The organism is Geomonas oryzae (assembly GCF_004117875.1).
Classification (GTDB): domain Bacteria; phylum Desulfobacterota; class Desulfuromonadia; order Geobacterales; family Geobacteraceae; genus Geomonas; species Geomonas oryzae.
The window spans coordinates 122825-149571 of record NZ_RAHW01000007.1 but is presented as its reverse complement, the minus strand read 5'-3'; the positions used below and the strand labels follow the sequence as shown (position 1 = coordinate 149571).

General features: G+C 63.0%; 18 protein-coding genes. 5 read left to right on the top strand and 13 right to left on the bottom strand.

The features are described from left to right. Positions 1-168: 168 nt before the first annotated feature. From D6Z24_RS17580 to D6Z24_RS17570, 3 genes are all read right to left on the bottom strand, one after another. Positions 169-1518 carry an HD domain-containing phosphohydrolase gene (locus tag D6Z24_RS17580; RefSeq protein WP_162605172.1) on the bottom strand — a complete coding sequence of 450 codons (1350 nt, stop codon included), beginning with the start codon at positions 1516-1518 and terminating at the stop codon, positions 169-171. A 302-nt stretch (positions 1519-1820) separates the two neighbouring features. Further along, positions 1821-2462, bottom strand: coding sequence for a response regulator (locus D6Z24_RS17575; RefSeq protein ID WP_129127916.1), 642 nt, complete (start codon positions 2460-2462; stop codon positions 1821-1823). Beyond that, entirely contained in the window at positions 2459-5566 is a 3108-nt protein-coding gene (locus D6Z24_RS17570) for a sensor histidine kinase (RefSeq protein ID WP_162605171.1), read from the bottom strand. The genes D6Z24_RS17575 and D6Z24_RS17570 overlap by 4 nt, the downstream gene beginning before the upstream one ends. A 263-nt stretch (positions 5567-5829) precedes the next feature. Here D6Z24_RS17570 and D6Z24_RS17565 point away from each other — a divergent pair, with 263 nt between their 5' ends. Then, the gene (locus D6Z24_RS17565; protein WP_129127914.1) at positions 5830-6234 is read left to right on the top strand and encodes a PilZ domain-containing protein; all 405 of its coding nucleotides are present in this window, start codon (positions 5830-5832) and stop codon (positions 6232-6234) included. A 1-nt stretch (position 6235) separates the two neighbouring features. On the opposite strand, the gene D6Z24_RS17560 is transcribed toward D6Z24_RS17565, so the two are convergent. After that, on the bottom strand, positions 6236-6709 hold the full coding sequence (locus D6Z24_RS17560) for an Lrp/AsnC family transcriptional regulator (RefSeq protein ID WP_129127913.1): 474 nt from the start codon (positions 6707-6709) through the stop codon (positions 6236-6238). 172 nt (positions 6710-6881) lie between these two features. Here D6Z24_RS17560 and ald point away from each other — a divergent pair, with 172 nt between their 5' ends. After that, entirely contained in the window at positions 6882-7997 is a 1116-nt protein-coding gene (ald, locus tag D6Z24_RS17555; RefSeq protein WP_129127912.1) for an alanine dehydrogenase, read from the top strand. Between the two features lie 145 nt (positions 7998-8142). Here ald and D6Z24_RS17550 read toward each other — a convergent pair whose 3' ends face one another. Both D6Z24_RS17550 and D6Z24_RS17545 read right to left on the bottom strand, forming a co-directional pair. Continuing rightward, a complete protein-coding gene (locus tag D6Z24_RS17550) occupies positions 8143-9006 on the bottom strand; it encodes an ABC transporter substrate-binding protein (RefSeq protein WP_129127911.1) in 864 nt (287 codons plus the stop codon). Then, positions 9006-10889: a TonB-dependent receptor plug domain-containing protein gene (locus tag D6Z24_RS17545; RefSeq protein ID WP_246014713.1), complete on the bottom strand. Its 1884-nt coding sequence runs from the start codon at positions 10887-10889 to the stop codon at positions 9006-9008. Before D6Z24_RS17545 ends, D6Z24_RS17550 begins: the two co-directional genes overlap by 1 nt. Positions 10890-11259: 370 nt before the next feature. Between D6Z24_RS17545 and D6Z24_RS17540 the strand changes: the two genes are divergently transcribed. Together D6Z24_RS17540 and D6Z24_RS21535 are read left to right on the top strand one after the other, a co-directional pair. Further along, on the top strand, positions 11260-13605 hold the full coding sequence (locus tag D6Z24_RS17540) for a hybrid sensor histidine kinase/response regulator (protein ID WP_129127910.1): 2346 nt from the start codon (positions 11260-11262) through the stop codon (positions 13603-13605). A 47-nt stretch (positions 13606-13652) separates the two neighbouring features. Continuing rightward, positions 13653-13820 (top strand): hypothetical protein, encoded by a 168-nt coding sequence (locus tag D6Z24_RS21535; protein WP_162605170.1) that lies wholly within the window; start codon positions 13653-13655, stop codon positions 13818-13820. Positions 13821-14298: 478 nt separating this feature from the next. On the opposite strand, the gene D6Z24_RS17535 is transcribed toward D6Z24_RS21535, so the two are convergent. The 5 genes from D6Z24_RS17535 to D6Z24_RS17515 form a co-directional block, all read right to left on the bottom strand. Further along, the gene (locus D6Z24_RS17535) at positions 14299-17409 is read right to left on the bottom strand and encodes a cytochrome c3 family protein (protein ID WP_129127909.1); all 3111 of its coding nucleotides are present in this window, start codon (positions 17407-17409) and stop codon (positions 14299-14301) included. Positions 17410-17436: 27 nt separating this feature from the next. After that, positions 17437-17853, bottom strand: coding sequence for a cytochrome C (locus D6Z24_RS17530; protein ID WP_246014712.1), 417 nt, complete (start codon positions 17851-17853; stop codon positions 17437-17439). A 377-nt stretch (positions 17854-18230) separates the two neighbouring features. Beyond that, the gene (locus tag D6Z24_RS17525) at positions 18231-19259 is read right to left on the bottom strand and encodes a peptidylprolyl isomerase (protein WP_129127907.1); all 1029 of its coding nucleotides are present in this window, start codon (positions 19257-19259) and stop codon (positions 18231-18233) included. A gap of 144 nt (positions 19260-19403) precedes the next feature. Continuing rightward, complete coding sequence (locus tag D6Z24_RS17520; protein ID WP_129127906.1) at positions 19404-23228, bottom strand: PKD domain-containing protein; 3825 nt, start codon at positions 23226-23228, stop codon at positions 19404-19406. A gap of 18 nt (positions 23229-23246) precedes the next feature. Then, on the bottom strand, positions 23247-23675 hold the full coding sequence (locus tag D6Z24_RS17515; RefSeq protein WP_198419578.1) for a cytochrome C: 429 nt from the start codon (positions 23673-23675) through the stop codon (positions 23247-23249). A gap of 590 nt (positions 23676-24265) precedes the next feature. On the opposite strand from D6Z24_RS17515, the gene D6Z24_RS17510 reads away from it, so the two are divergent. After that, positions 24266-24697 carry a hypothetical protein gene (locus tag D6Z24_RS17510; protein ID WP_129127905.1) on the top strand — a complete coding sequence of 144 codons (432 nt, stop codon included), beginning with the start codon at positions 24266-24268 and terminating at the stop codon, positions 24695-24697. Between the two features lie 112 nt (positions 24698-24809). Here D6Z24_RS17510 and D6Z24_RS17505 read toward each other — a convergent pair whose 3' ends face one another. Continuing rightward, entirely contained in the window at positions 24810-25046 is a 237-nt protein-coding gene (locus tag D6Z24_RS17505) for a hypothetical protein (RefSeq protein ID WP_129127904.1), read from the bottom strand. Positions 25047-25070: 24 nt separating this feature from the next. Continuing rightward, positions 25071-26522, bottom strand: a complete 1452-nt coding sequence (locus tag D6Z24_RS17500; protein WP_129127903.1) for a carboxypeptidase-like regulatory domain-containing protein — start codon at positions 26520-26522, stop codon at positions 25071-25073. Between the last annotated feature and the right edge of the window lie 225 nt (positions 26523-26747).

The following is a 26747-nucleotide window of genomic DNA, read 5'->3' as shown; positions in this document are numbered from 1 at the left end:
ACACTTCGAACGGTGCCGTAGGAAAAAACGAACGTTGACGGGCTTTTGCCCCTTTGAGTGGGGTGTCGGAAAATCAGACACGTCGCGTGTGCCGCAAAAAGAAAGGGACCGCCCTTGAGCGATCCCTTGTTGGTGTGTGCCGCTGTTGCGGCTTGACGCAACACTGCGTCATTGGCCGATGGCGCGTTCGAGGCGGTGGTCGTAGGACTCGCTCTTTATACCCCAGCGCCGAAGGCCGAAGCTCACCGCACGCATGAGGTTGGTCCTGTTGTACGGCTTCTGGTTCAGGAAGAAGTGGGGATCGTCGCCAAGGCTCATGTAGAACTCTCCCGGTGCCTCGGGAGCCCCGGAGAGCGCGCATACCGTGGTGGCGGGGAAGCCCCGGGTTTTCCCCTCCTCCTGGCGGATGAGCTGCGCAGTTCTCGCACCGGAGATGCCGGGGAGGTTGTAGTCCAGACATACCAGCCCGTAAGGGGTCTGCTCGTCGAGGGCCGCCGTGAACTTCCGCAACGCCTCTTCCCCGCTCGCCGCGCATTCCACATGGCAAAACGGTTTCAACACCCGTTCCAGAAGCTTGCGGTCCAGTTCGTCGTCGTCGACTATGAGCGCGCGCATGGTTCCCTCCTCCGTGTCCGGTTGCGGTATGGTGCGGGGAAGAGGCCCGTCGATGGTCTCCCTCCCCTGTGTAGTGCCGTTCGTGGTGGCGCCGGCTGAATTGGGGCATCCTGCCCAGTCCGGTGCGGACGGCCCGCCTGCCTGCCGGGTTGTGCCGATAGTTGATCTCTCAGGATGGCTCACGCTGTCGTGGCCTTGGGCGATGGTCTCGAACTCGGGCAAAAGCCGCGTGAAAGCTGCCACGACGTGCGGGTCGAACCGGACTCCGCTCATGGAGACTATGTAGGCGCTCGCACGCTTCCACGAGAAGGCCTTTTTGTACACCCGGGAAGTGGTCAGGGCATCGAAGGCGTCGGCCACCGAGACGATGCGTGCCGCAAGCGGAATGGCCTCCCCCGCCAGGCCGTCGGGATAACCCAGGCCGTCCCAGCGCTCGTGGTGCCAAAGTGCTATGTCGGCGGCCATCTGGAAGACGAGGGCGCTCTCCTCCGGGTTGCAGCAGGCCTCGCCTCCGTCCCTGTCGGCTGCGGCGATGATGTCGCGGCCGATGCGGGTGTGGGTCTTCATGACCTCGAACTCTTCGCGGGTCAGCGAGGCGGGTTTGAGCAGGATGCGGTCCGGGATGCCGATCTTCCCTATGTCGTGCAGCGGGACCACCCTGGTCAGGCGCTCTATCCACTGCTCGCTGAGAAGGGGTGAGTATGGTGAATCGAGCTTCAGCGCGTTTCCCAGCGCCAGCGTGTAGTCCCGTACTCGTTTTACGTGGCGCCCGGTCTCCCGGTCCCGCGCCTCGGCGATGCTGGTAAGGAGGTCCACCGCCATCTCGCACGCGTGTCTTTTCTCCCGGCGGTGGCGCTCGAGTTCGCGTAAAAGGCGCAGGTTCTCGGCCTCCAGCATCAGCATGGGGTGGTCCTTTGCGGTGTGTTGCCGAGCTTGCGATGTCGGTACCGGAGTAAACACGTGCGTCTCCTCATGCATCCCCCATTTGAAACGCTCCGGCTCGCGTCATGGAGTATTCCTGCGCGCCTGCTCCATGGCCTGCGGGGAGGATGGATGATGATTTCATTAATAGCAGGGAGCCGTCTTTTTGTATGTCCGGTGCGGGACGTTAAAGGTGAGAGGCTTTTTCCGACATGCGGCGCGAGTGATAAGGGGGGAGTCCTGAGGCGGGAGAGGCGAGGGCATCCGCCTCTCCCGCCGGGGAATCAGGCGTTGTCGCACAGAAGCCCGTTTTTCACGACGTAGGTGGTCAGTTCCGCGTTGTTCTTCATCCCCATCTTGAGCAGGACGCGGGTCCGGTAGGTGCTGATGGTCTTGACGCTCAGGGCGAGCTTGTCGGCGATGCCGGTCAGGGTGAGCCCGGAGCCGATCATGCACATGATCTGGTACTCCCGGTCGGAAAGAAGCGTGTGCGGCTCCGCTCCGCGGGGATTGGCGAGCTCGGTGAAGAGGCGCTCCGCCAGGTTCGAGCTCAGGTACTTGCCGCCGGTGTGGACCTTGCGGATCGCGTGCACCAGTTCCTGGGAGGCGGTCTCCTTGGTGAGGTAGCCGGCGGCGCCCGAGCGGATGGCGCGGATGGCGTACTGCTCCTCCGGATGCATGCTGAGTACCAGCACCGGCGTCGTTATCCCCTCGGCCTTCAACTGCTTCAGGGCGTCGAGACCGCTTCTGCCGGGAAGCGAGATGTCGAGGACGATGACGTCGCAGGCCACACTCCCCAAACGGGCGAACAGCTCCTGGATGTCCCCCGCTTCGCCGACCACGGTGATGTCGTCGGTGTCGTGCAAGAGACCCTTGAGTCCCTCGCGCAGTATCTTGTGATCGTCAGTGAGCAAAACCCTTATCATCTCTTTTTCCTCCTTCGTTCCGCGGGCATCTCCACCCGAATGGTAGTTCCCTTGCCGTGCACTCCCCTGATCTCGGCCGTTCCTCCCCAGCGCAGGGCCCTCTCTTTTATTCCCAGAAGGCCAAGCGACTGCAGGTTGTTGCTCTCATCTTCGTTGATGCCTCGGCCGTTGTCCTCTATCTGCAGCACGATGCCGTCCTCCCTTATGTCGAGCAGGATCTCGGCCCTTGTCGCGCCGGAGTGGCGCATCACGTTGGTCATGCTTTCCTGGAAGATGCGGAATAGGGAGTTGGCCCGTTGCGGGTCCACCTCGGCGTCGCGCTGCGGGACGACGAGCCGGCAGTCGATCTGGCGCTGGCGGTAAAGCTCCAACTGCTCCTCGATGGCGGCGACGAGACCAAGCTCGTCCAGCATGCGGGGGCGGAGGTCCCGCGTGATGCGGCGCGCGCACTGTATGGTGACGTTCAAAAGCTCGTTCATCGCCTTCACCTTCGCGGCGTACTTTTCGTCACCTTCCGGGATGCGTTTTTGGAACCAGGCGACGTCCATCATGAGCGCGGCAAGGAGCTGCCCCAGCTCGTCGTGGATCTCCTGGGCCACCGAGGCCCGCTCGTGTTCGGCTACCGTCTCTATGCGCTCCGCCAGCCGCCTAAGGTCCGCGGTCCGCTCGGCCACGGCGCGTTTCAGCTCCTCCTTCGCCTCGTGCTGTGCCGTTATGTCGCGGGCGATCCCCAAGATCCCCAGCTGGTTCCCGGCGCGGTCCAGCATCGGGGTCTTCTTCGTTTCCAAAAGGATGCGCCTTCCTCCGCTGCTGTCGGTCAGCCATTCCTCGTGAGCGATCTGTCTGCCCGCCGCGAGCACCTCACGGTCCCTTCTTACGAAGAGCTCGGCCTCCTCGGCGTTCCAGATGTCGTAATCCGTCCGGCCGATGATCGCCGCTTCCGGGTGCCCCGCCATCCGCTGAAATGCCGGGTTCGCCGCGAGAAAGACGCCGTTCACATCCTTCAGGAAGATGAGGTCCGGGATGGTGCTGATGATGGTACGCAAGAGCGACCGCTCCTGCTCCAGTTGTTCCTCCATCCGGATGCGGTCGGTGATGTCACGGGAGATGGCGAAGATCCCCGTGACCGCGCCGGAGTGGTCACGGATCGGCCCCTTCACCACGTTGAAGACGCGGGACTGCCCAAGGTGGTTGCGGCGGGACTGCTCGAAGGAGACGATGGCGCCGGTTTCCAGTACGCGCCGGTCGTACGCGAGGATGACCTCCTCCTCTTCCGGTCCGTAGATGCGGGTTTCCTCCCTGCCGATCGCCTCTCGTCCCAGAAACTCGAGACCCGCCTTGTTCATCATGAGGTAGGTCCCCTGGCGGTCCTTGACCGAGATCGGGTCCGGGGTCGTCTCGATGACCGCGTTCAAAAGCTGCTGGCTTTCCCTTAACTGCGCGGTGCGCTCCTCGACGCGCTGCTCGAGGCTCTGGTTCAGCTGTTTGAGCGCCGCGTGCGATAGCGAAAGCTCCCTCGTCATCACCTGCACGTTGTCGGTGAGTCCCTTCAGTTCGCTGGTGACCGGAGAAGGCCACTCGATGGTGGCTCCGGCCGCGATCTGAGCGGGAAGCTCGCGCGTGACACGCTCGAAGTCCGAGAGGATGGAGGCGATCCTGCCGGCGAAAAGCCGCGAGCAGAAGACCAGCAACACGAGCAGCAGGCCGATGCCGGAGAGCGCCGCGGTGATCTTCTCGGACAGCGCGGTGATGGGGCGCCTGAGCGGAGACTCCACCACCAGCTTCCACCCCGGGTACCCGTCCAGCGGCATCTCCTTCACGTAGAACGAGGCAAGCCAGCGCTTGTACGGGCTCAAACCGGGCTTGGCGGCCGGGATCCAGTGTCGTATCCCTTTGGCGACCGGGACCAGGGATCCGCCTGCGGGAAGGGCATAAGGGGTGAGGGGGCTTAATTCCGGCTTGGTACTCAGGACCACCATGCCCCGGTCGTCGACAAGGGTCACCTGCACGGAGTCTTCGTGTACGAGCTTTTGCAGGAGCTCTTTCAGGGTGCCGAGGTCGGCGACGCCGAAAGCGGCCCCCCGGTATCCCTCCTTCTCCAGAACCGGCGCGACCAGGATGAGTCTCGGCCCCGGAGCGCCGATCCTTCCCTGGAAGAGCTCCATCACCTCGGGGTAGGGTGGGGTGGAGACCTTTTTCAGGTAGCTGCGGTCCGACAGGTCCAGTCCCACGGTGGCCGCCCCGTTTTCGTCTACGGCCGGTGAGAAGGCGACGGTGATGCCGCGCTCGTTTGTCATCCCCAGGCGCCTGAAATCGGTGAGCGACTGGCGCATGTTCTCCAGGTCGCGCCGCATGTCGGCCACCGGTCCGCCGCCGGAAGAGGCGAGGAAGCGGATCACCCCGAGGCTGCTGTCCAGCCAGGATGACGCGCCGGTCCGGGCCGCGTTGGCGATGCGCACCGTTGCCTCCTGGTGCCGCGCGAGGTCCTGACGCATCGTGTGTCTTATGTCCAGGTAGAGGAAAAACAGGGTCGGGATGGTGACAAAGAGCGATATGGCGACGAAGATCAGCTGGCGCAGCCCGGGAAGCCTTTCCTGCCGCCGCCGGTAAAAGCCGTAGCTCATGTGGAGCGCGGCGGCGATCAGGGTGTTGACGATGCCGTTGATCCCCTGCTTGAGCCCCATCACCATGGCGGGCAGGAGGGGAAAGTGCATGACCCCGGCGTAGAAGAAGAGCACGAGGGCGATGCCGCCGCTGAACCAGTAGGCGAGGTTGTTGAGGACCGGGTCGCGGTCTTTGGAGAGGTTCAACCGGGCCGTGCAGAGCGTCTCGGCGCAGAAGATGATCACCGCCCAGGGATGGTGCCAGAGAAACCAGGTGCAGCTCGCGGCGATGAGCGTCGCCGTCATCCCGGCGACGAGGCCGAAGCGCATGAGGGCGAACATGGAGAGGATGGAGCCGAAGATGAAGTCGACGTTGAAGAAGAATTCCAGCTTGAACCGGTTCAGCACGAATCCGGCGAGGCCGAAGGCGACCCCGATGGCTATCTGGCGCCGGTGGTCCGGTTGGGCTGAGGACGGCTTGTGCGCTTTCTGGTCCGGCATGGCCTTCTCCTGAGGCTGTTCGGCGTGTCGACGTGGGCGGCGATGGATCATTAATAGCAGAAGCTCTCCCGCTTAAGGATCGGCCCCCTTCCTTTTTTTCTGTAGTCTTTTTCCTACAAGCCGGGAACGCGGGTAGGCCGGTGCCGTAGTCGCAACCCCTACAGCAGTTGCAGCCTCTTTCGGATTTACACGAAAGCGGTCCGGGCGTTAAAGGTGGAGCAGGCGGAGAGTCATGGCTGATATGGCTTGGAAAGGAGGGGAAAATGGGCGCACCAGGGCGTGATGCGGGATGGAGCACGGTGGAAGAGAGGGGAGACGGCGTCCCGGCGGGGAGGGGGACGCGCGTCGACGCCCGCCTCGCCATCTTCGAGGGACCCTACCAGAAAAAGCTGGTGCTGAACTACTCGGTGAACGTGAGCCGGGGCGGCCTCTTCCTCGAGACCTCCCAGATCCGGCCGGTGGACACCCTCTTGACCATCAAGTTCAAGCTCTCGGACCGCGACGCCATCATCTCCTGCCAGGCCCGGGTGGCCTGGGTCCGCGAGCCGGGAAAGAAAAAACAGAAGCTCCCCTCCGGCATGGGACTTTGTTTCGTCGGGCTTTCGCTTGCCGACCTGCACGCCTTGAGGAGGTTTTTGGAGCGCACGAGCATCACCCCGGTCTGGTAGGTCACAAAGGGAGCGAGGTCCTGCTGACGACGGTGCGCAGCGCGAAGGATGACTGCACCCGCAACACCCCCGGGAGCCCGGTCAGCTTGTTGTGCAGGCGCAGGTAGTCGTCGGTGTCCTTCACCGCGACGCGCATCAGGTAATCGACGTCGCCGGACATGAGGTAGCACTCCATCACCTCGGGGACGGTGGCGATCGCCTCCTCGAAGGCCGAAAGCCTTTCGCGTTGCTGCCCGTCGAGCGTCACCCGCACGAACACGTTCCCCGGTTTGCCCGCCCGCCCCTGATCCACCAGCATCACGTAGCGGTCGATGATGCCGCTTTGCTCCAGAAGGCGCACCCGGCGCAGGCAGGCCGACTCGGACAGTCCGACGAGCTCGGCCAGCTGCACGTTGGTCAGCCTGCCGTCCCTTTGCAACTCGTTCAGGATGGCCCGATCAATCCTGTCTACGGCCGATTCCGCAAGATTCCTCATCGATTACCTCGCATAGTGAAATATCCTGCGAAAAAATACCGCTTATGTCGCCGATTCGCAAGAAAAAATCCCCGCCGATCTGGTATGCTGAGTCGCCGGTCTAATGAACCCGGCCCGGACTGCGGTACAATGCTGACAGTCGGCACACTCATCAAGGGGAGAGGGAGCGCAGATGGTCGTCGGGATACTGAAGGAAATCAAGGTCGAAGAGAATCGTGTCAGCATGACCCCCGCCGGGGTCGAGGTCATGGTGGGGCGCGGGCACGCCATGCTGGTCGAGAGCGGCGCCGGCAACGGCAGCGGGTTCTCCGATGACGCCTATCGCAAGGCGGGCGCCGAGATCGTGGCCGAGCCGGCCGAGATCTACGCACGGGCCGAGATGGTCATGCACGTGAAGGAACCGCAGCCGAGCGAGTACGGGATGATCCGCGAGGGGCAGATCGTATTCACCTACTTCCACTTCGCCGCCTCGGAAGGGCTCACCCATGCGTTCATGAAGAGCGGTGGGGTAGCCGTCGCCTACGAGACCATCACCGGTCCCGGAAACACGCTCCCGCTTTTGACCCCGATGAGCGAGGTCGCCGGCCGCATGGCGGCGCAGCAGGCCGCCAAGTACGCGGAGCGTGCCCAGGGTGGGCGCGGCATCCTCTTGGGGGGCGTTCCCGGCGTCGCACCGGCCACCGTCGTCGTGATCGGCGGCGGCGTGGTGGGGACCCATGCGGCGCAGATGGCCTGCGGCCTGGGTGCCAAGGTCTACCTCCTCGACATGAACCTCGAGCGCCTGCGCCACCTCTCCGAGGTCATGCCGAAGAACTGCTTCCCGGTCATGTCTTCTCCCGCCGTGATCCGCGAGCTGGTGCAGCAGGCGGACGTGGTGATCGGCGCCGTGCTCGTGCACGGGGCGAAGGCGCCCAAGCTCGTCACCCGCGACATGCTGAAGGGGATGAAGCCGGGCGCGGTCCTGGTCGACGTCGCCATCGACCAGGGGGGGTGCTTCGAGACCTCGCGCGCGACCACGCATCGCGAGCCGACCTACCTTGAGGAAGGGGTGCTGCATTACTGCGTGGCGAACATGCCCGGCGCGGTGCCGCTCACCTCGACTGCCGCCCTCACCAACGCAACGCTCTCCTATGCCGTGTCGCTGGCTGATCGCGGCTGGCGCGAGGTCGCGCGCGAAAGCGCCGGCGTGCGTGAGGGGATCAACATCGCTTTGGGGCAGGTCACCTACCGCGGTGTCGCCGACGCCTTCGGGCTCCCCTACACCCCGGTGGATACGCTGCTCGACTAGCAAACATCCTGCCCGTCTCCATCCCCTCTCCCAAAGGGAGAGGGGATGTGGACGTTCTGTAGCGAGAGATCAAGGCTGGCCATGAAACGAAAAGAGGCCGCCCCGGAAAGGGGCGGCCTCTTTTGCGTCAATGGCGTCAATGGCATCAAGGGGTAGGCGGTTTCAAGTGCAATTTGCGCAGCACGCTCTCGTTGACCTGGAGACGGACCTTGCGCGGGTCGACGATGGGGACCCGGTGCCCCCCGCCGGAACGCAGCAGCGACTGGGCCATCTCGCCCGCCTGCCCCCCCAGGTCGTACGGATCGATGTCCAGGGCGGCCGCGGCGCCGTTTTTCACGTACTGTCCGGTGAAGCTCACCGCCGGGACCGCCTGGGTCATGGAGAAGACGAGGAGCGCTTCCAGGTTGACCGTGGTGATGGCGGTGCTGTCTGGCAACAGCCAGAGCAGGTCGATGTCCCCCTTCAATTTCTCCAGTTTCCCCTGCAGGTCGCGCGGGTTACGCAGCGCCTCGGTGACGATGGTGACGCCGTACCCCTCCGCCTCGGCGAGTGCACGTTTCATGTAGAGTCCCGATTGCCTCGGGTCGTAGAGCACCCCCACCCGCTTGGCCCGCATCTGGGCGAAGAGCTCGAGGTAGCGCCCCGGCGCGGCGGTCATGGCGATGCCGCCTACATGATCGGGGACCGGCTTCTGGGTGAGCGCCAGGGAGAGCAGGGCGAGTACCGGGACCTCCCTGGTCTTGCGGCACTCGTTCAGGGCGCGGTCTCCCATTGCGATCAGAAGCCTCGGGCGTTCCTCCCTGACCAGGCGCTGCACGTCGACGTCGGAGTAGTCCGAGAGCACCACGGTTCTGGAGTCGAGTTTGGCGGCGCCATGCAGGCCGCGCAGCGCGTCGGTATAGACGGGGCTGCGGCCGCTTTGCAGGATGAGCACGTCCAGGGCCTCGGCCAGGCGTGGCGACACCAGCATGACGAGGAAAAGCAGCATGAAGGGGATCGGTGCGCGCATCAGAAGCGTAACCTCCCCCCGAACTCAAACCACCGCGGAGCCGCCGGGCGGAAATCGTACTGGTACAGCTTGGTGTCCAGGAGGTTGCGCACCGAGAAGAAGAGCTCCGGTGACCGGTCCGAGGACGGCGCGAGCTTCTGGGTCACGTGCAGGTCCACGAGCATGCCGGTCGAGTCGGCACCGACCGTGGTGAGGTTCCAATCGCTGTAGTTGCCGGTCAGGACAGAGGTGAGACCGATCTCCTCGTTCTGGTAGGTGAGCGCCCCCTTGACCGCGTGGCGCGGGCCGCTCTCGCCGCCGCTTAACTGTTTCCCGGTCTTTTTGTCGCGGGCGTCCATGAAGGTGTAGCCGCCGCTTAGCATGAAGCCGTGCAGGGAAGAGGTGCGCCATTCCATGTCGACCCCTTCGCGGCTTTGTTCGTCCAGGTGCAGCACGTTGTAGCGGTCGAGGGTCTGGATGTTCCAGACCTCGTTGTCAAACAGCATCACCTTGAACCACAGGTAGGGAATCGCGGTGCTCTCGATCCCCGCTTGCACGGTACGTATCTGCTGCAGCTTGTGCGGCACCTGTCCGTCCGGAGAGCCGTAACTGCTGATGAGCGGCATGCTGTAGCCGTACGCTGCATAGCCGCGCAAAAGGGTGTTGTCGGTCAGGCGGTAGGTGGCGCCAAGGGTGCCGCTGCGGGCGTCGTCCAAAAGGTTGAAACGGTCGAAGCGGGCCCCGGGGAGCACGGAGAGCCTTCCGATGGTATAGGTGCCGTTCAGGTACGCGCTGTAGCGGGTGAGGGTGGTGTCGATGTCGTACGGAGTCTCCCTGAGCAGTTCACGTTGCACCACCCCGGTCTGTTCGTACTCCGCCCCGGCCTTGAGTCCCCGGCTTGCGTCCCCCCAGTTGAGTGCAGCCTCGTATCCCTGGTACACCTCGCGCGCCATGGCGTGGCTGAAGGGGTTAGGCCAGCCCGGCGACGGGACGAGGTTTCCGATCATGTGTTCCGTCCTGCGCCGCCCCCCCCGGGCGTTCGCCTCGAGCGTCAAGCGCTCGGCGAGAGGGTACTGTACGGAGAGGTAGCCGTTCAGGTAGCGCACCATCCCGGTTTCCCAGAAGTTGTAGCGGGAGGACTCGCTGATGCCCGCGTCGGTGTCGCGGGCATCGACGGCCAGGACGGCCCTGCCGCCGTTCAAGAAGTCGTAACTCAGTTTTCCGAAGCCGTGGTTGAAATCAACGTCGTTTCGGGGGATGAGGCCGTCCGAGAAGAGCTTTCCGCCGGTCAGGTAGTACCCGAACTGATCCACGGTGCCGCTGACTTCCGCCCTCAGGTCACTGGTGGCGTCACTGCCGATGGAGGCCGAGGCAATACCGGTAGCCGGGGTCTCCTGGGCGGGGAGCTTGGTGACTATGTTGATCACCCCCCCAAGCGCCGAGCCCCAGGCTGCCGAGGCTGCCCCCTTGATGATCTCGATGCGTTCGATCATCTGCACCGGAATGCTGCCGATGTGGGCGATGTTGTCGGAGCTTACGAAGTTCTGCGGCACCCCGTCGATCTGCACCAGGATGTGCCGGTTCGTGCTGCCGAGGATGTCGTAAAGGACTATGTTGCCGGGAGTCTGCAGCAGGTCCACCTGGACGCCGGGGACCGTCTGAAGCACGTCGGCCACGGTGTGGGCGTTAAGCCGGGCGATCTCGTCGGCATCTATTACGGTAACGTTTTCCGCGATGAGCGAAGCGGGACGGGGGGAATGGGGGACTGCGGCGACATCTTCGCCGGAAAGGCCGAGCGAGCGCGTCACCTCGTCGGTATCCTCGGCGCGAAGCTGGGTGACGGCCATGGGTGACAGGACCATCAGGGAGGCAAGCAGGATTGTGATGAACTGTTTTGCTGTCAAAAGGATTTCCCCGGAAAAGAGCCGTTGACAGTTGCATGATTCCTAAAAGAACTTGCACAAAGATCGCTGCATACCTATCAGTTTGATGCTTCTCTGTCAAAGGAATTCAGGTAATACAGTGCTTCTGCGGTCAATGATGGACGAATTGGCCGCTTATTACAGTTGAATCCCGCGGCATATCTGGTATAGTCCTCCGTCAGACTCCATGTAATGCCTCGCGTACAAACATTCACACTGCCTCAGGTTCGCAGCCTTAAGCTCAGCTCCAAAGCTCGCCCTGGACGCAGCTGTTACACACAACGATGAAGCCGCCGTCTGCACCACCCGGCCACGATTCGGCCGCGGCGCCGACCCCAACAAAGGCCTTGCCATGGAAACGCCTTCTCCCTCCGGACGCCTGGGCGCCCTTCGCTCGAGCTTCCAATACAAGCTGTTCCTGCGTTTTACGCTCTTCTCCGCGCTGATCACCATCGTCTGCGTCACGCTCTTCGTATTGCACCAGATCAACCAGAACAAGCGGCACGCCGCCGAGATGCTCCGCCTGCAGGCCCATGCCCTGGCCGACTCGGTGCGGCTTCCCCTTTACGCGGAGAACACCGACCTGCTCGAGTCGCACGCTCGCCAGGCGCTCATCCTTCCCGAGATACGGGGCGTGGAGATCGCAGCCGCGAGCGGCAGGACCATGGTGCGCCTTGGGACTACCGCAGGTGCGGATCTGATACGACAGAGCGTGCAGGTGCGGGGGAATCCGCTTGCCGTGCTTCCCGAGCCGGGGCAAGGGGAGCAGCGACCGGGCGAGCTCATCGGCGAGGTGCGCCTTTACCGCGGCACCAAGGACCTGTGGCGCGAGGGAAGGCGGCTTGCCTTTCTGAGCGTGGTGCTGGCCACGGCGAGCTGGCTCTTCATCCTCTTCTCCTGCTACCTGATCCTCAAAAGGGTTACCGCATCGTTCAACTCGCTGATGCAGGGGCTGGAGAACGTCCATTGCGGCGACTACGTCTCACGCATAGCCGTTCTCTCCGATGACGAGCCGGGGCGGGCCTCGGCGTCTTTGAACGATCTGGCCGAGTCACTCCGGCAACGCGAGGAGGAGAACCGTCGGCTGCATGCGGAACTGCTGGCAGCCATGGAGTTCGAAATCGCCTCGAAGGAACAGCTGGTGGCCATCAACCTCGACCTGGAGATGGAAATCGAGCAGAGGACCCAGGCGCGCCAGGAACTGAAGAACCTGGTGGAACAGCTCCCCATGGGTATCGTCTGGTCCGACGAGCGGGGCGGTATCGAGTACCTGAACGCCTTCATGACGAAGAGCTTCGGTTATCGCCAGGACGAGGTTCAAGATGTCGACCAACTGCTCACCCTGATTTGCCCGGAACCCGAGTACCGCGAAAGGGTCGCCGGCAAGCGCCGCGCCGCCATCGAGGCATGGGAGCAGGGGAACCGGGTCACCTTCTACGAGGTGAGCGCGCTTTGCAAGGACGGCGCAGTCAGGCATCTGAACTGCAGCAACCAGCGCTCCGGCGCGCGTATCGTCGACATCATGATCGACATGACCGAACGCGAGCTTTTGCAGCAGCAGATCGTGAGAAACCAGAAGCTGGAGTCGATCGGCGTCCTGGCCGGCGGGATCGCGCATAACTTCAACAACGCCCTGACCGGGGTGCTCGGCTACATTTCGTTTGCGAAGAAGTTCATCGATCCGTCGCACAACTCCCACGAGCTTTTGCAGCAGGCCGAAAAAGCGACCATGCGTGCCGCCGGTTTCGCGAACCAGCTCCTTAGTTTCGCCAAAGGGGGAGCCCCCCTGAGAAAAGCCGTTCCGGTCGTGAGGCTGGTGGAGGAGTCGGTGCAGCTAGCCACGCGCGGTTCCAACGTCACCTGCCTCCTTGATCTGCCGCCGGAGCTCCCCCCGGTGTACGTGGATGACGGCCAGATCCGGCAGGCCTTCAACTGCATCTGCATCAACGCGGTGCAGGCGATGCCGGACGGCGGCACGCTGACCGTGCGCGGGAGAAGGGTGTCGACGGACGCGGAAAGGCTTCCGGCCCCCTTAAGCGGCTGCTACGTTGAACTCTCGTTCCAGGACGAGGGGTGCGGCATCCGCGACGAACACAGGTCGAGCATCTTCACCCCGTATTTCACGACCAAAGCGGCGCTCGGCACCGGGCTCGGCCTTGCCACGGTCCACTCGATCATCACCCGGCACGGCGGGGTGATCACCTTCGACACCCTCTTGGGAAAAGGGACCACCTTCACCCTCTATCTCCCCGTTTTTTGTATCGAATCGACGCAGCCGAAGGTGGAAGCCGACGCGGAACGCGAAGCGCAGCAGGCGCTTGTCAGCTGCAGCAGGAGAGTTCTCGTGATGGACGATGAGGAGATGATCAGGCTGCTTGCTGCCAAGGTCCTCGCGGGCAAAGGGTACGAGGTGACTCTCTGTGCGAGCGGCGATGAGGCCGTCGCCATGTACGGGAGGGCATCAAAGGAAGGGACCCCGTTTCTGGCGGCGATTCTGGATCTCACGGTGCCCAACGGGATGGGGGGGAAGGAGGCGGCGCGTCTGATTCTGGCTCAGGATCCGGCGGCGAGGCTCATCGTGTCCAGCGGCTACAGCAACGACGAGGTGATGGATTCCTACCGGGATTACGGGTTCTGCGGGAGTGTGGTGAAGCCTTACGATTCCGATAAGCTCTGCGGGGTGCTGGAGGCTCTGTAGGCGGCACGTTCCCCCCTTTGCGAAGGGGAGCCTGGGGGATTTGGTCTTTGTCGTTGAAGCCGCCCTACTCGCTTAGCTTCCTCAATAACCCGGCAAGGGAGCGCTTCTCGTCGCAGTCGGCGCTGCAGGCTTCATCCTCCACCTGGCAGCTCTTCTCAAGGATCAACCGCGCGTCTGGTGAGGCCGATTCGATGGACTTCAGGCAGTCCGTGTAGTCCGTGGTGCATCTATCCCTGCAGGAAGGGGAATCATCCGCAAACGCCGTAACGGCGGAAGCCAGCACTGTCAGAGAAAACACTAATACTGTAATTGTTTTGCTCATATCATTTCTCCCACTGTCACAGCGAAACGTCACGCCACTATATCACATCCCGCCTTTGCTTTACCATTTCAATGTCGTCTTACATCCGTCAAAGCTTTAGTCTTTTTTCTCACAGAAAAATTTGCGAATGTTCATCCGGGAATTCCGTGGAGCGAATGCTGTTACTTGTCGTGACAGAGAGCATGCCCTAACGTCCCCCCCTTTGCGAAGGGGGGACAGAGGGGATTTGCCTTGGTAAGCCCATGCAAGCATTAGCACCAGCTGGGGCCGTCATCACGCACGCTGCGAAAGATAAAAAAAGCCCGGAACTTTCGTTCCGGGCTTCGAAGTTACTGCAATGCATCAATCAAGTTGCCTGTAAGAGACAGGACTTAGGGAACTTCTACAACGACGGACTGCGAGCTGACCAGGGTCGACCCGCTGAAGAGCTGGATCGTGGTCTTGTAGGTGTACTTGCCGGTAGCGGTCTTGAAGTACTTGCTGTACCGGTTGTACTGGTGCGCCTGGCCACCGGCTGCGTTCGCGGTTGTAAGGGCGTCCGCGGTGATGGTGGTGGATGCGCTGCCGTCGCCCCAGAAGAACCTGACCTTGTCGAAGGTCGGGGTCCCGGCTGCGAGGGTCACCGGCACCTTGGTGATGACGGTGGTGTAGGTGTAGGCCGGCTTGGTGGCGGTTGCCGGCACGGTGGTGGTGGTAGAGGTGGTGGCCGGAGCGGTGACGCTGATGTAGACCGGGTTGGTGACGTTGACGAGCTTGTAGCTGGTCGCGGTAGCGCCGTCGACGTTGGTCACGGTAAGGGCGACCCTGTAGGTGCCGGCCTTGCTGAAGTTGATGGTGGTGCTTGCTGCTGCTGCGTCGGCAATGACTGCTGCGGTGCCGGCGTTGGTAGCCCACTGGAACTTGGCGCCTGCAGCCGGGGTGCCGGTGGCGTTGAGGTTGTAGGAAAGGTCCTTAACCAGCGGAGCCGCGGTGGTGCCGGTTTCCTGGTTGATGGCCGCGATGCCGGCCACCGGAGTCTGGCCGACGCCGAAGGCAGCCGCGTCGATGCTGTTCAGGTAGGTCACGTACTGGGCGCGGGTCGCGTAGCTGTTGGTGCCGCGTACGATCGGGGCATTCACCCAGAGGGCGCCCTTCAGGCCGAACGGACCGACGTCGGAGAGCTTGTTGATGCGGATGGTGTAGCCGTCGGCTGCAGCAAGCTTGATGGAGTTGTTGACCGCCGGAGAAACGGCGGGCAGCCCGGTGCTGGCGTCTACCGCGGTGACGGTGAAGTAGGTGCCGCCGATGCTGCCAAGCGCAGTTACCAGCTGGTCGACGCTGGTCACCATGTCGTTGCCCACCTGTGCGGTGCGGCTGGTGATCACGCCGTTGCTGTCCTTCGCATCCACCTTGAGGGTCCAGCCGAGGGTGGAGGTGGCGCCCTTCTTGGCCGCGTTGAAGATGTAGGTGGCGTTGTCGCAGTAGAACGGACTTGCAGCGTTGCAGACCGCGGCGATCGCGCCGCCCTGGATGCTGGCGACCCAGTCCTGCTTGACGGTCTGGAAGGTGTTCTCGTAGAGGACCTCGCTGCGGTCGATGTTACGCAGCGTCTGCCCCGGGGTCGCGGTCTGGACGTACGGGGTGTCGAACTTGGTGAGGATCGGGATCGGCAGCGAGCGGGTACCGTCCTTGGTCACGACGTTCGGGTGCGAATCGGTGATGTCGACGAGGCCGTTCACCTTGGTGAAGGTGGTCACCTGGTTGGAGTCGAAGCTGAACTTGCCGTCCATGTTGCCGTTGATCGGGTAGGCGCCGTTGTAGAAGCCCGCGCCGGCGGCGTGGCACTCTTTGCAGCCGTTCTTGCCCCACGCCCTGTCGGCGGAAGCGATGTTGTGGCTTGCCTTGAACGGAACCATGAGGAAGGAGAGCTTCGGCAGGAAGGCGTTGGTTGCCTGGGTGGTGCCGTTGCCGAGCTGTCCCCTGATGCCGGCCGCGATGGCGCTCTGCTGGGTGGTGATCTCGGCGGCGTTGACGATGCCGTCCGCGGTCAGGGCGTGCAGGCCGTTCAGGCGGTTGATGTTGGCGACATGGGTCTGCAGCAGCGGATCCATGCCGGCTTCACGGCCGTCGTTGTTGGCGTCGAAGCCGCCGTTGGCGGTCTTCAGGCCGTTCATGTCGCGCCAAAAGAAGGAGGTCAGCAGGTTCGCTGCGTATATCTTGCCGTTCTGCCAGTGCAGTGCGACACCGTTGGCCATGTCGCCTTTGGCGACGTACTCGGTGTCGTGGACGGCCAGACGGCCTTCTTCGTCGGCACCGCTACCGTCGACGAACGCGCCGCCGCTGAAGCCGTCTTTACGGATGTGGCAGGCGGTGCAGTCGATGAGGTCGATGTGGCTTACCTGGGCGCCCGCCTTGTCGTAGGCGATCTTGGCGGTCAGGCCGGCCCTGTCGTGAGCACCTTTGGAGCTCGGTGCGCCGAAGGTGGCGAAGGCAGGAGCGGTGGTGTACTCATGGCAGCCGGAGCAGTCCTTGAATTCCACCTTGTCCATCTTGTTCCACATGGCGTCGAACGGAGAAGCGCCGCCCTTGGCGGGATCGCAAAGGCCCAGCTTGTTGTCGCCGATGTTGCCGCTCACGCCGACGGCGGCAGTGGATCCTGCCGTGGCGCCGGTGCGCTCGTGGCAGCCCATGCAGCCGATGGCGCCGTGCACGTCGAGGATGGTGCCGTTCTGGCTCCACATCTCGCCGCGCTTCTTCCAGTCAACCTGGTACTTCTCGCCGCCGGTCACGGTCACGGTACCGGTGGTTGCGTTCTTGGTCTCGATGCTGTTGCCGAGGTGGCAGGAGGAGCACTGGTTGGAGGTCGGCTTCCCGACGATCTTGTACTCGAGGTTGGCGACCAGGCCGGCCGGGGTGGCGGTTACCGAGGTCGAGTTGTAGAAGACGTTCACGCCGTCCTTGGCGGAGAAAGCCAGTTTGGAGCCGACGGCGCGGGATGCGTCGAACTCGCCCTTGCGGACAGCTTCCTTGCGTTTATCCCAGCTGTAGTCGTTCTGGTGGCAGATGAGGCAGTCCATCTCGAGAACGCCGGTCTGGGAGTAATCCTGCACCACCACGTTGCCCCTGTTGGCCGGGGTTTCGTTGAAGATGTCGATCAGGGCGTTGAAGGCGGTGACGGCGCCGCCGAAGACGTACTCGCGCAGCGACTTGCGCTTGCTTGCGTCGTAGGTCCCGGAGACGGTCGCACTGTCGTCGATCATGTATTCCATCGCGCCGCCGCCGACGTGGCACTCACCGCAGTCGCGCATCTCGCCCGCCACGGAGTTGTCCGCCTTCTGGGCGAAGGTGGCCGCGTCGGTGAAGTTGTACGGCTCGTAGTATTTGGTCGAGCCGCCAACGACGTTGGCTACCCTGGAGCTGCCGGAAGCTACCTCACCGAAGAGTACGGTTTCGAACTGGGCCGTGGTCGCGTTGTAAACCGCACCTGCACCGTCTTTGTACATTCTCGCCAACTGGCGAGCAGACGGCGGTCACCAAGACCCCACATGCCCGGGGCTCTGCACCCAGTTTTTACCCTGGGGGCCTGCGCCGGTGCGGAAAGCGTCGGTCGAGTCGATGTTGAACGGGTTGAAGCCGCGGATCTCGTTCGCACCCAGCTGAGCGTGGTAGGAGTGCTTCTCAATGTCGTTGTAGGTGTACTTGAGGACGCTCGAGGTCCCGGCGGCGGCGTCACCGTGGCAGCCGGCGGTGCCGAAGCAGGTCGTCTTGATGCTGAAGGCCTTGGCGGAGCCGTCGGCGTTCTTGGTGATCGCCAGGCCTGCCGGATCCTTCAGCGGGATCGCTTTGTGGGCAGAGACGGCTGCCGTCGCGATCCCCGCGCCGACCCCGATCAGGGTCGCACAGGAAGCGGCGGTAAGCAGCACCGTCTTCTTGGTGGGTTGTTTCATCATGGGTCTCCTTTGTCTCGATTCAATGGAAGTACGAATCACATCTTGCGTCCGGTATGGGGGTACCGTTCGCCATCTGCAGTCCTGCTTCAGCTTTAGAGAGCCTGACTTCATCATTAGCACGGGGTATGCCGGTATTTTATTTTTCTCACTAAATTTTTAAAACAGTAGTAATTGCTAAAGCTTCCGGGACGAGACTCGTCGGGATGAAAGGGGATGCGGGAGGGGGTGGGGTGTTTGTTGGGGTAAATACCCCAAGTTCACCCAGGGGGTGGGGGGCTTTTACCCCAATGCGGGGGCTGGGGTGCGTGAATGAGAAACGAGCAGGTGGGGGAGCCCCTTCCTGCTCGTTCCATGTCGGTAAGTGTTTGTGAAGACTAGGCTTTCTCTATCTTGGCCTTCTCCCTGAGTTCCTTGATCAGGGCGGGGATCTCCGCCCGCACCTTTTCCCGCTTCAGGAATTCCGTGATCTTCCCCTTGACCTCGTCAAAGGGCTGTACGCTCGGAGGGACGGTTTCGGTGAGCTTGATGATGTGGTAGCCGAACACCGTGGAAACGACGCCGCTCACCTCACCGGGCTTCAGGCCGAAGGCCGCCTTTTCAAACGGCGGCACCATGTCTCCCTGGCCGAAGACCCCCAGGTCGCCCCCTTTTTCCTTGCTGGGGCAGGCGGACTCTTTCCTGGCGATCTCGGCGAAATCCTCGCCTTTCTTGATCCGCTCCAAAAGGGCCTCGGCTTTGGCCTTGGCCTTCTCCCTATCCTCCGTGGACGCGTTCTCGGCGGTGCCGACCAGGATGTGGCTCGCTCTTACCCTGGCGCCCTGCTCGAAGTACTTGGTGCGGTTGTCTTCGTAGAACTTCTTCGCCTCCGCTTCGGTGACCCGGGCCTTGGAACCGAGGCGGGCCTCGATCATGTTGTTGATCGCGACGTCCTTGCGGGTGAACTGCTCCAGGTCGCTTTGGGTCATGACCAGCTCATCCAGTGCCGCCTGGTACTCGGCGTCGCTCTTGAACTTCGCGCGGTTGTCGGCGAGGCTCTTTTTCACCTGCTGGTCCAGATCCTTCATCTCCATGCTCTTTGCCGCCTGGTACAGGAGTTCGGAGTCGGTGAGCTGCTCGAGGATGGTGTCCTGTGCTTTCTTGAGCGCCTCGGGGATGAGCTGCTTCGTGCCGCTCTGCTTCAGCATGATCTTGAGGGCGCGGTTGACTTCCTTGCGCATGATCGGCGTGCCGTTCACCTTCACCAGCGTGTCGTCGGGTGACGGCTGCGCCGCCTGGGCTGCCTGGGCCGCCTGGACCGCGGTCCCTTTCACGGTGGCCTCCTCTGCAAACGATGGTCCTGCGCCAAGGGCGGCGAGCGCTATTGCGGCAAGGGTGGACGATACGATCTTCTTCGGGTGCGGCATGTTGATTCTCCTTGTCTTTGAGCTGCTCCAGGCGCGTCTTGCTCTCGACGTCGGCCCGAAAAACTTGTCCCTCTACCAAAAAGGGCCCGGAACTTTCGTTCCGGGCCATGGGTTTACCTCAATGCATCTTCATCGAAGTTCCATCTAGGGGACTTCCACAATGACAGACTGCGAGCTGACCAGGGTCGACCCGCTGAAGAGCTGGATCGTGGTCTTGTAGGTGTACTTGCCGGTAGCGGTCTTGAAGTACTTGCTGTACCGGTTGTACTGGTGCGCCTGGCCACCGGCTGCGTTCGCGGTTGTAAGGGCGTCCGCGGTGATGGTGGTGGATGCGCTGCCGTCGCCCCAGAAGAACCTGACCTTGTCGAAGGTCGGGGTCCCGGCTGCGAGGGTCACCGGCACCTTGGTGATGACGGTGGTGTAGGTGTAGGCCGGCTTGGTGGCGGTTGCCGGCACGGTGGTGGTGGTAGAGGTGGTGGCCGGAGCGGTGACGCTGATGTAGACCGGGTTGGTGACGTTGACGAGCTTGTAGCTGGTTGCGGCAGCGCCGTCGACGTTGGTCACGGTGAGGGCGACCCTGTAGGTGCCGGCCTTGGTGAAGGTGATGCCGGTTGTTGCTGCGGTTGCTGCAGCGATGGTTGCGCCGTCGCCAGCGTTGGTGGCCCACTGGAACTTGGCACCGGCAGCCGGGGCGGTGGCCGGAGCGAAGTTGTAGGAGGAACCTTTGACGAGCGGAGCCGCGGTGGTGCCGGTCTCGCCGTTGACTGCCGCGATGGTTGCGACCGGCTGCACGCCGACGCCTGCAGCTGCGGCGTCGAAGTTCGCCGCGATGGTTTCCATGTACGCGGCATACTCGCGACCGGTCATGGGTACTGCGCCGGCCTTGACGCTGCCGTCGTCGTTGGTGTCAGCGATCTTGTAGTAGATGGCGCCGTCCTCATCAGGATAGAGGACGTCGGCACGCTCGAGATCGGTGGTCCAGGTGTAGGTCGCATCGCTCTTCTGGAACTTCACGGTGCGTGCCTGGCCCAGCTTGTTGAAGCCTTCGAATGCGGTGCGCAGATCGCCGTTGTAGGCTTTCACGCGGACCGGCTCCAGCGGACGGCTCATCAGGTTGCTGGCGGAGTCGAGGCCCGGGATGCCAGGCATGCGGGTGACCGTGCCGGTGGACTGGTCGATGCTGACCTGGGAGGTCGGGTTGAAGGTGCGGTCAGCCGGGATTGCGGTGCCGACCATGTCGAAGCCGCCGGTGAAGAACCCTTTCTCGGGGGCGTGGCAGTCGGCGCAGCTCTTGCCGACTACGTGCTCACGTACGGACTTGACGCCGTGGGTGACCATGAACGGAGCGCCGATGTAGGCGAGTTCGGTGCCGTTCCAGCTCTTCTGCAGAGCTGCGGGTTTCTGGCTCTCGAGGGCGTTGCGGTAGTTCTTGTAGTCGCGGATCTGGTTCGGCTCGGTGAAGGTGACCGCGCCGCTCCAAACACTGACGTACTTCCAGTAGTTGGCCGGAGAGAAGGTGCCGTCCGGCATGAATGCGGAGCCGGAAGCGGTGCTCATCGGGTCGTTGAAGCCGATGGAGATGACGGAGAGGGCGGAAGGACCGAAGTTCATGCCGGCCTTCAGGTCGCGCTGGATCCACGGGTCGTAGATCGGCTCGCCGTAGCCCTGGGTGTTGTTCTTGTGCGGAGCTTTCTCGTCGAATACGTCGGTGTAGCCGGCCAGCGAAGGCTTGACGGTACGGCCGAGTTCGTCGTTGTCGCCGATCAGCAGGCCGCCCGGGACGGTGTCGCCGTTTGCGTCGACGTTCGGGTCGGTGTTGTTCCAGATGACCGCGGAGATCGCGTTGCTGAGGTAGATCTTGCGACGGTACTGCATGCCGCTCTTGGTGCCGTTGCCGAAGGTGAGCGGAGCTTCCATGTTGCCGAGCCTCTGCCAGAGGTGCAGCGGTTTCCACTCTTTGAGCTGGCCGCCCACAACGTGGGTGCCGGCCGGGATGGGTGCGTTGTAGCCCGGCATGCCGGCGGTGAGGCCCATGGCCTGGTTGATGGCCGCGTACATCTGGTTGTACTGATCGACTGCGCCCGCGTTGAAGGATGCCGGAGCCGGATCCTCGAACAGGCCGATCATCCCCTTGGAGGAGTCGGTGCCGACGATGGCCGGGAAGCGCATGCCGGAGGTGGCGTCGAGGGCGCGAACCGCCATGCTGACCTTCTTGACGTGGCAGACGGTGCAGTCCATCGCGTCGAGGTGGTTGCCGCGGCCGAGCTTGGTGTTATCAGTGGTGAAGTTGGTGTGCTCGGAGATCCCCTGCCCGCCGTAACCGGTGCTGGAGATGTCGACCTTGTCGGCGATCTGGACGATGTTGTTCTTCAGACCGTACTGGGTGTGAGCCGCATCCGGGTTCGGTGCGCCGAAGGTCTGGATGGCGTTGCCGTAGTAGTCCTTGCCGGTGATGTGGCAGAACTCGCAGCGCTTGACGGTGTTGCGGGTGTCGTGCTTCTGAACCGCTGCGCCCGCCTCGGTGGCGTTTGCGGCCACGATCGGCTTGCCGTCCGCGTCGAAGTCCTTGACGACCTGACGCTTCCAAAGCGGCGGAACGCCGTCTGCGGTGGTGCTGGACATGTCGAAGCCGCGGCCCGGGTCGCACTGGTTCTTGTTGGTGCTGTTGCCGGTGAAGTGGCAGCCGGCGCAACCGAAGGAACCGTGGACATCCTGGCCTGCCTGCCATGCGTCGCCGCGCTTGAACCACTCAGCACGCGGGAACGGCATGGTGGAGCGCTTGAGGGCGTTCTGGTCGGGCATGGAGCCGTCGCCGTTGTAGTAGTAGAGCGGGCCGGACATGGCCGGGTTGCCGCCGCCCAGGAAGCCGGTCTCGCTGGCTGCGCTCTTGAAGGTCTGCTGAGCCTGCAGGTACGGCATGCCCGGCATCATGTACTGGGTGTAGTTGCCGAAGTTGATGACCGGGGAGGACCCGCTGGTCAGCCACATGGCGTTGATGTCGTAGGAGGTCATCCTCTTGCCGTTGGGGCCGACGGCGTTGGCCGGGTCGTAGATCATCGGCGCGGAGGAGAGGAAGCCGCTGCTGCCGCCGGTGACGCCGAACATCTCGGGGAGATCCTTCAGGGTCTTGGTGGCGTGGCACTGCATGCAGTTGTTGGACTCCGGGGCGGCCTTGATGCGGCCGATGAAGGTCGGGGAGAACGACACCATCTGCATGTTGTTCGCATCCGGATCCGTGAAGGTCACGTTGCCGTTCTGCGAGTTGTAACCCATGTAGGTCGGGCTGGCCGGGTTCATGTCGAAGAGCATGGCGCCGGCGCCCGGGGCGGCGTTCAGGCTGCCGGCCTGGGTCATGACGGAGGACATGACGTTGTCGTAGCCGGAGAGGTGGCAGAACAGGCAGTCCATCTCCTTCACGTTCGGCATCATGAGCTGGCCGGAGAACACCGGCATCATCGCCTTGGTGTTCGGCTCGAGCATGTCCATCGCCTTGACGCCGAGTGCGACGGGGTTACCCATGGGGTCGGTCTTCACCCATGCGTTGGCGAGGCTCGGAAGGAGCACCGGGCCGTTGGCCGGGTTGTTACCCTTGTACTGCGGGTAGACCCAGGGGGCGATGGTTGCGAAGGAGCTTTCGATCCCCTGCGCGCTGAACTGTTCCCAAACCGTGGTGGTGAAGGGGTTCACGTTGCCCATGGCCATGTCGGTCAGGGTCTTGAAGGGGAGGCGGTTGCCGTTTCTGTCTTCCTCGTAGGTTACGCCGCCCGGATGGCAGGTCGCGCACATGGTCGCCTGGTCCCAAAGGGAGAGGTCGACTTTCGGATACGCCTGGCCGTTAACGGTGCCGCCGTTCAGGAAGATGTAGAGCTTGGTGCCGGGGGTCTTGGAGTCGAGAACCGGGTCGCCGGTGTTCGGGGTGCCCGGATAGGTGATGCCTTTGCCGTCTGCTTTTTTCTGTAAGTCCGCCACCTGGCGGAGCGAGGGGGTTCACCACTTGCCGTTGTGGCCGTGGGACTGCAGCCAGGGTTTCTGCGGGTTGAGGCCCGTCTGCTTGCCGTTTTCCATGAAGAGGCCGCTGTCGGAGTTGTCCATCCACTCAGCGACGCCGAGGGTGGCGTGGAAGGCCCCTTTCGACATGTCTTCGTAGCTCTTGAGCCCGACGGTGTTACCAGCGGTGTGGCAGCTCATGGAGCCGCCGCCCATGCAGGTCTGTTTCGGGCTGTACGGCATGCCCTGCTTCGAGGTCTGGTCGACCATAACCGGCATGGCGGGTACGCCGTACTGCTGCGCTACCTCCTGATAGGTGTAAAGCTGGATTGCCGGATGCGCCGCTTGGGCAATCGTCCCGCCTACGGTGAGGCCGGCTACCGCCGAGGCCCCCGCCAAAAGCGAGATTTTCAATCCCCTTTTTTTCATAGGTTGTTTCCCTCTCAGTCTCTTGATTGGATTTGAAATGAATTGCATTGTGCTGCCTTCTTTGTTGCTGCTACTTCGGACCTTCAGGCCGCCGCGTGAATGGGGGCACGTGACGACTGCGCCGGACCAGGTTTTAAGGCATCACCGGTACGGTGTGAAGAGAGCTTGACTGGATAATAGCAATTGTCGTACCTGCGATGCCGGTCGCCGCGCGTCAGGGGCGAAAAAAAACAACCCGGAAGGAGATGAGGCTTGGAAACTTATATAATAATTGATATATTGCACTCGCTTTAAAACACCGCGATGCCCCGACGGGAGGAGGTCCCCTTGACGTCCGGTCCCGCGAAGGGACGCCGAGTCTTGAAAAGGTGCGGTGATATCCCCCGCATGGGGGACCATTGGGGTGAAATCGCCCACGATCGGATGGCGCCGCCCGAGGTGCCGGCGGGGGGAGGGAGGCGGATGCCCCGCAAGGACGCGAAGCTGCGTCGATGTGCCGGGGCGCACCTTGCGCGGCTCAGATGCGACTGATGTTGGCAGAGACGTTGCACGGCTTAGCGTGCAGTATCTTATCTATACCAGGAGGTCGGATGATGAAGAGGGTTGGTTTGTTGGTTGTTGGCGCGTTGTTGGGCGGTTGCGCGCACCAGGCTGTGAAAAGTGAAGTGGCACCGGCAGCGGCAACCGCTCCGGCACCCAAGAAGGTCGAGCTGAGCGAGGCGTCCCTTGCCGAGCTTATCGTGAAGGACAAGACCACCAAGGCCGAGGTGCTCGCGGCCTACGGGAGCCCGGTGGCGGTGGAGCAGAACAAGCGCCAGCTTTCCAAGGATATGCTCGCCACCATAAAGGTGCCCCTGCCGCCCATCGCGCGCACGAAGGAGTTCTGGACCTACAACGCCTCCCCCTTCAACGCCGACGGTTCCATGAAGAGCAAGGTTCTCAGCACGATGATCTTCATCGACGACAACGGCGTCGTGGTCGACTACCTGACCTCTTACACCCATGTAGCGCCTCCCCAGTAGCGCTCGGCATGCATCGCCCTCGGGTACGCCTGATCGGTGCGGCGCGCGACGGCAACGAAAAAGGCTCCTCTTCTTGCGAAGGGGAGCCTTTTTCGTTCTTGCGATGGCGCGTCTAAAGCTGGGGGCGGGAGCGTTGCGGGTGGCAGCTCATCGAGACGCCGCCCGCGCAGCTTTGCACCATCACGTTTGCCGCATCTGAGCCTTGCCCGGTCACCTCGGTGGCAAGGCTCGCGGGCCGCTCCAGCCCCCTCGGGGTCATCTCGACCCGGGGGGCCAGTCCGATACCCGCTGCGAGGCAGGTGAGGGCGCCTACGAGGATCGCCGTGCACTTCTTGCTGAGTCTTTCCATTTTCAGCTGCTCCTTACCCCTTTGCTACCGCGTGGGCAGGTTTTTCTGCACCTGCTTGAAGGTGGAGAGCTCGTCCACGGGATAGCCCGCCACCGGCTTGGCGAGGTTGTACGTCTGGGTCGGGTCCACCGTGGACATGAGGTTCTTGTCGGTCACCGTGTCGCCGTCGAGTTCGAAGACGGTCCAGGTGTTGCCGGCCTTGTTGGGGACGGTGTAACTCTTCACCAGGGTGGTGCCGCGGTAAAGCTTGAGCTGTGCGCCCGACTCGGCGAGGTAACCGGCGGCCGAGTTGTTGTAGACGTAGAAACGGTAGACGCCTGCCTGTTGGGTCAGGATGGTGAAGGTTTCGCTGCCGTTGTCGACGCCGTGGTTCGCTTGATCCTGGTCGAGGTATGCCTCGGTGGTAGCCCCGGGGATGTTCCTGAGGGTCGTGCCTGTGATGGCGCTGCCGTACGGGTAGCTCACCTGGGGGTCGGAGGTGCTGGTGCCGACATGGAACCTCGGGGTGTTGCTGGACCCAATGGTGGTGGAGGTGTCGTCCGGGTTCAGGGGACCGGTGACGTGGAGGTCGAGGTCGCGCTCGGCGCTCCCCCAGCTGAGGACGGCGCGGTAGGTGGTGGACGGCGTCGTCCCGGTGTCCGCGGTGAAGTTCTGGCTGTTGTTGTAGGTTGATACCCCGGGGACGGAGTAGACGGTGAAGTAGCCGTAGCTCGTTTCCGCCCCGTCAACGAGCTTCAACACCTCCGCCGTGTAGCACCCGGCGGGGAAGTAGTCCTTGTAGTAATACCCGTAGCCGTCGGCCGTCTTGGCCAGGTAGTTGCCTGTGGTGGCGCCCAGCCCCGGGCGGAACCTGAGGGTCAGGGCCGCACCGGTGTTGTTGGAGGCGTTCAGGACATAGCCGTTGATCGACGTGGTGAGCGAAGCCTTGTCGGTCGTGAGCATGAGTACGGTTTCCAGTGCGGTGGCGGCACTCTGGCTCGGCTTGACGCCGTAGTAGTTCACGTCGGCGTAGCCGGTTTTGCTGAACACGAGCTGGTAGGTGCCGGCCGCCGAGAGTCCTGAGAAACTGTAGCTGCCGGTGCTTTGCACCGTGGCGGTTGCCGCGGGGGTGCTTGCGCCGTCGGCGTACGCGGTCACGGTCGCCCCGGTGACGGCGAGCCCGGAGATCGGGTCCTTCACAGTGCCGGTCACGGCAAGCGCCGGGATCATCACCGGGAGCCCGAGGTAGGCGTTGACCACGTTGCGCAGCTCTGTTATCGTGACCGCGCCGCTTTGGTCGGTGTCCACGCAGGATGCCACCGTCTTCGTGCCGAGGAACATGTTGATCGCCCCCTGCACCTCGATCATGGTGACGCTTCCGTTGCCGTCGCAGTCCCCGGGTAGCGCGGTGGCGAACGCGGAAAGGTTGGAAATGAGGAGGGCGGCGCAGGCGAGCGCGACGATGAGTCCCCGTTTGTACAGGTCTGCCAGCTTCATGTAGGTTCTCCTGCTTTGCGGTGCGAAAAATGGCCCGTGCGTCCTGCTGCGGCGCCACGGCGGCTGCCTTTTTCCAGCAAATAGGGTGCCACTTGCCCCGTGCGCCGTGAGTGCCTCCCCCGCGCGGGTTTGCGTGTTTCGCCTCACGGGGAGATGGGGGATATGCCCCAGTTTTTCTCGGGCGCCGAGGTCGGAGGTGGGGCAAATCGCTCGATTGTGCCCCGG

Coding starts and splice junctions, on each gene's coding strand:
- D6Z24_RS17510 (WP_129127905.1), top strand. CDS start 24,266: ATGATGAAGAGGGTTGGTTTGTTGGTTGTTGGCGCGTTGTTGGGCGGT.
- D6Z24_RS17540 (WP_129127910.1), top strand. CDS start 11,260: ATGGAAACGCCTTCTCCCTCCGGACGCCTGGGCGCCCTTCGCTCGAGC.
- ald (WP_129127912.1), top strand. CDS start 6,882: ATGGTCGTCGGGATACTGAAGGAAATCAAGGTCGAAGAGAATCGTGTC.
- D6Z24_RS17550 (WP_129127911.1), bottom strand. CDS start 9,006: ATGCGCGCACCGATCCCCTTCATGCTGCTTTTCCTCGTCATGCTGGTG.
- D6Z24_RS17515 (WP_198419578.1), bottom strand. CDS start 23,675: ATGAAAAAAAGGGGATTGAAAATCTCGCTTTTGGCGGGGGCCTCGGCG.
- D6Z24_RS17580 (WP_162605172.1), bottom strand. CDS start 1,518: ATGCTGATGCTGGAGGCCGAGAACCTGCGCCTTTTACGCGAACTCGAG.
- D6Z24_RS17560 (WP_129127913.1), bottom strand. CDS start 6,709: ATGAGGAATCTTGCGGAATCGGCCGTAGACAGGATTGATCGGGCCATC.
- D6Z24_RS17530 (WP_246014712.1), bottom strand. CDS start 17,853: ATGAAACAACCCACCAAGAAGACGGTGCTGCTTACCGCCGCTTCCTGT.
- D6Z24_RS17525 (WP_129127907.1), bottom strand. CDS start 19,259: ATGCCGCACCCGAAGAAGATCGTATCGTCCACCCTTGCCGCAATAGCG.
- D6Z24_RS17570 (WP_162605171.1), bottom strand. CDS start 5,566: ATGCCGGACCAGAAAGCGCACAAGCCGTCCTCAGCCCAACCGGACCAC.
- D6Z24_RS17505 (WP_129127904.1), bottom strand. CDS start 25,046: ATGGAAAGACTCAGCAAGAAGTGCACGGCGATCCTCGTAGGCGCCCTC.
- D6Z24_RS17575 (WP_129127916.1), bottom strand. CDS start 2,462: ATGATAAGGGTTTTGCTCACTGACGATCACAAGATACTGCGCGAGGGA.
- D6Z24_RS17535 (WP_129127909.1), bottom strand. CDS start 17,409: ATGTACAAAGACGGTGCAGGTGCGGTTTACAACGCGACCACGGCCCAG.
- D6Z24_RS17565 (WP_129127914.1), top strand. CDS start 5,830: ATGGGCGCACCAGGGCGTGATGCGGGATGGAGCACGGTGGAAGAGAGG.
- D6Z24_RS17500 (WP_129127903.1), bottom strand. CDS start 26,522: ATGAAGCTGGCAGACCTGTACAAACGGGGACTCATCGTCGCGCTCGCC.